The 4,357-nt window shown below is 39.4% G+C and carries 4 protein-coding genes; all 4 read right to left on the reverse strand.

What is annotated here, in order from left to right; all coding sequences use genetic code 11:
* Positions 1–510: 510 nt before the first annotated feature.
* A complete protein-coding gene (locus H9564_RS08920; RefSeq protein WP_191685114.1) occupies positions 511–3,345 on the reverse strand; it encodes a mucin-binding protein in 2,835 nt (944 codons plus the stop codon).
* Positions 3,315–3,575 (reverse strand): hypothetical protein, encoded by a 261-nt coding sequence (locus H9564_RS08925; protein ID WP_191685115.1) that lies wholly within the window; start codon positions 3,573–3,575, stop codon positions 3,315–3,317. The genes H9564_RS08920 and H9564_RS08925 overlap by 31 nt, the downstream gene beginning before the upstream one ends.
* A gap of 68 nt (positions 3,576–3,643) precedes the next feature.
* Complete coding sequence (locus H9564_RS08930) at positions 3,644–3,802, reverse strand: hypothetical protein (protein WP_191685116.1); 159 nt, start codon at positions 3,800–3,802, stop codon at positions 3,644–3,646.
* Positions 3,803–3,875: 73 nt separating this feature from the next.
* On the reverse strand, positions 3,876–4,357 hold a 482-nt coding region (locus H9564_RS08935), incomplete at its 5' end, for a hypothetical protein (protein ID WP_191685117.1).

Here is a 4,357-nt window from a genome sequence, read left to right on the forward strand (position 1 = left end):
AATGATTGAAGACCCTACACATTTGATTCGTCGAAACTTTGTTCAGTTTTCAAAGGTCTACCTTAGTCAGTTATTAGCGCTGACTAACAATTTAATTATATCAGATGCTTATTTCAATGTCAACAATAAATTCGAATATTTTTTCAAATCAATTTGTCTAACAATTCAAACAAGCAGCTTATATAAAATATCACGTATCAATTAAGCTGTCAATAGTTTTTCTAAAAAAGTAAAAAAACAAAATCAACTTAATCATTCATTTTGTGACAACGGTAATTACTATACAAGCTCTTTAACAATAAGTCAACATCTTTTTTACATTTTCTATGCTAATTTGAAATAGACTTACTCTGCTTGTAATTTTGTATCGTACATTATTATGTTGTAATCAACTAATACAAAAAGCCCTAGCACCCGAATTACTTTCGATTGCTAGGGCTCTTTGCAGCCATAGTTTGTACGATTGCTCCCCGGTTCGTACAAACATCAACTATTAAATTTTACAAACAACTAATTACGTTTGCGCTTACCACCTAAGCCAAGGACACCGGTCTTAGATGTTTGGCTACCAGTTTGTGGCAACTGATTCTTCTTTGCGGTTTGCTTAGTTGAACTTGTCATTTCAACTGGCTGGCTTGAAACATTATTCTCACCATTCTGAACTAGGTTGTCATCACCAGTTGTCTTACCATTAACATCCGTCTTATCTCTTACTAGTTCATTTTGTTCTGGCTCACCTGGCGTTGGCTGTCCCGGTTCTTTTGGTTGACCAGGTTGGCTTGGTTGACCCGGAGTTGGGGTAACAACCTTCGTGTACGTTACGGTAACAACAATATCTGGAGTGTCACTAGTGACCGTAACTGGTGGTACCACTTTAGTATCAGGTTGGTAGTCGGGAACAATTGGTGGAACAATGAAAACTAATGTCTTGTTAGTCGGTGTCCATGGGTTCCAACTAGTTTGCTTTGTTACTTTATCTTTCGTCCCGGTCCGAGTAAAGGTAACGGTTTGAACGGTATCAAGCTTAACCGGTGTTCCATCAGGGTATACATAGTGAACAGTCCGGGTAACTGTTTGGGTATCAGTCACTGGTTCAGTGGCATGAACTAAGTGAACTTCGTAAACCTGATCAACATTGTCATCGTGATCAAAGACAACATTATGACCATCCGTGCTATCAGATACTAATTGGTATCCCTGACCTTCGTAGGTCGAAATCAAAGACTTAGTCGTGTAACCAGAATCTTCATTCGAGCGACCAGTGAGATTATCAGCCTTCAGAAGCTTACCATTATCACTATCATCAATATACTTCACAGTAGCCTTTTGTGCATCTGGAGTATAGGTTACAGTTTCGGTAATATCATTATCGGTATGATCGACCTTTACACCAGGGATAATTGTTCTATCAGGAGTGTATCCTGGTTCTGCTGGTGACTCGATAGTTGGGAAGTCCTTGGCTGACGTCCAAGTATCCTTCAGCACCTCACCATTTACCTTATCAATAACAAGTGTATGCTCGAAGCTCAGGCTATCATGATGAGGATCAAGCCCGCTTGGAGTATCATCAGAGTTCACATAGTTAATCGTCCGCTTAACTTGCTTGGTTAAACTATCTTTATTCGTCCCTTCTGGATACTTTGGTCCATCCGGATATGGATCGTTTGGATTGATTGGATCTCCTGGATTGCCCGGCGTCTTTGGCGTTACGGTAACCGTGCCGTGCTCCAAGTGAACAGTAAAGCTCTGATCTTGGTCATCGTCATGGTCAAAGTTACCAAAGTTCTTGGCAGCATTAGCGTAAGTATCACCATCTAATGAAACCTTAGCAGTATCATTAATTACGTTTACAAACTCGTATCCACGGTCAAGGTAGTATTGAAGGTCTTGTTCCCCATTAGTAAGGGTAATTGGCCCTGCATCACTAACACCATTAGTGGTCTCGGACTTAGGTAATGGCTTGCCTGTCGTATCGTCGATAAAGTGTAGTTGAGCAGTTTGCGGATTAGCATGGTAAATTACCGTCTTTTCAGTCGTTTCTGGTGAATCAGCAGTGACGGTTACATTACTAATGTTAGCTTGATCCGGAGTGTAGCCTTCAATAGCAGGTGAATCAATCTCATCAAATGTTTGTGTTGGTTTATCCCAGTCATTCCAGGTAAACTTATCAGTTACTAGGTCATGCGTACCTGTTCGCTTAAACGTTAAGTTCTTAGCAGTTTGATCATCAGCAGCTTTCCCATCATGAGTTAATCCGTCCGCATGTTGATAATGAACGGTAATCTTCTTAGTCCGACTATCGTTAGCTAGTTCAGTCCCATGCTTGAAGTGAACTTCGTAAGATTGATCCTTACTATCATCATAATCGAGGACAATTGTTTCACCATTAGTATCATCACTAACCAATACGTAATGTTGAGCAACATAACCATCAATTGACTTCTTGGTATTGTAACCAGTCGACTGATCAGAGTAGCCCTTTAAATCTTGTGCCGATAACTGTTCACCAGTTGTGTCGTCAATATACCTAACAACCGCCTTTTGAGCATCTGGATTGTATGTCACCTTTTCATTAATTGCTGGATGGTCATGTCCAATGTTCTTATCAGCAACTTCAGTCCAATCAGGGGTGTAACCTTGAATTGTTGGTGAAGCAATCGTTTCAAAGTCCTGTGGCTTTGTCCAAGTATCACTCTTGACCTCACCCGTTACTTTATTAATAACCATTGTACGGTTAAACTTTAATTTATCATTCTTATCAGGTTGGGCCTGTTTTCCATTCTGATAAACGTATTGAATTGTTCGTGGAACTTTCACAGTTAGTTTTTTTGTGTCTTCTGGATACTTTGGCCCATCCGGATCTGGATCATTTGGATTGATTGGTTGTCCCGGATCTACAGGGTGCTTAGGGCCTACAGTAACCGTGCCATGCTTAAAGTGAATTTCAAACTGGTTCTTCTCGTTATCGCTTTGATATTTGTGGTTACCATTACCCCACCTGTTAGTATTATTGTCAACCAATACATAACCCTTATTCTCAAGGTTAGTTATTTCAGTTTGCGGATCCTTTTCAAAATTAATATCGGAATGATACTTACCGGTGCTCTCGCCACTGTCAATGATCTTATCTGCTGGATCAGTCGCGTCATCATCGATGTACTTGATAGTAGCTTCTTGACCATTAGTAGCGTATGTAACCGTAATTTCGATCGACTTATCCTCTGGAGTTACCGAAATTTCTTTAACATTATCCTCAGTATCACCATAACCACCAGAAACGGACTTAACATAGTAACCTGCTTCATTTGGTGAAGTTACCTTTTCAAATGAACTCTTGCAGTCCAAGTTGGTGTAACTGGCTCATGATTATCTTGATTAATTTCTAGTTGACCGTTGGCATCCTTCTTCACATGAACCAACTGACTATTCGTCTTATCTACATATTCGGTACCATCAAAGGTAATTGTCTGATCAGCATTTCCTGGGCGGGTACCAGTAAATGTCGTACCGTCCTCATTCACATAAGTAACCGTTTCGGTAATCGTCTTTAAACGTTTGGGTAGTACTATCGTCACTATCAAACTTACCGAACTTGTAACTGTCAAAGGAGGTAGTTGAGTCAACATCCCCAGATTGATTATCCTTACTTCTTTAATAAACCTTTTAGAGTATCTGTAGCAAAGCTAATTGGAGTATCCATATCACCATGAACACCAGTAGGTGATACACCAGAAATAAACTGACCAAGAGTGTCATCATAATACTTCAGTTCTGCATTAGCCTTGTTTACTTTATTTGTCAATTCATACTGAACAACGTCACCATCAAAGTAGTATTTAACACCTTGACCAAATGCTGCTTTCCCATTTTCCGCATCAGATTGCCAAGTCTTCTCGCCGTTGATAATTTGCGGAGTCGGTGATACGAGGGAGGTTAGTAAATGGATTTTCCATATTCAGTGTAGTATTCTTTGGCAAAACTACATAGTAAGTAACGTCAGGAGTAACATTTTCAAAATGCCACTGATTGATAGATATATAACCAGCATTTTTATTACCGACCTGCTTACTCTTCTGCCTTTTTTCTATATTAATTTGATTACTTTGGATTGTCGTATCTGGATTCTTATCAAAAACAAACTGTTCACACGTCCATGGATATCCAGAATTATTTTTAGAATCAGATAAAGCAACGGTAACACTAGTTATTAGTTTATCTAGGTCACTAACTTTGTCACCTGCATTTGGCTGCTTCTGATCAGTATTTTTAATTGCTGAATTTAAAGTACGACAACTACTGGTCACGACGTAATTTTGCGTATGCTCAATTAACTGATGTTGAAGTAATTCATCGTCTA

The organism is Limosilactobacillus avistercoris (assembly GCF_014836425.1).
Classification (GTDB): Bacteria; Bacillota; Bacilli; order Lactobacillales; family Lactobacillaceae; genus Limosilactobacillus; species Limosilactobacillus agrestimuris.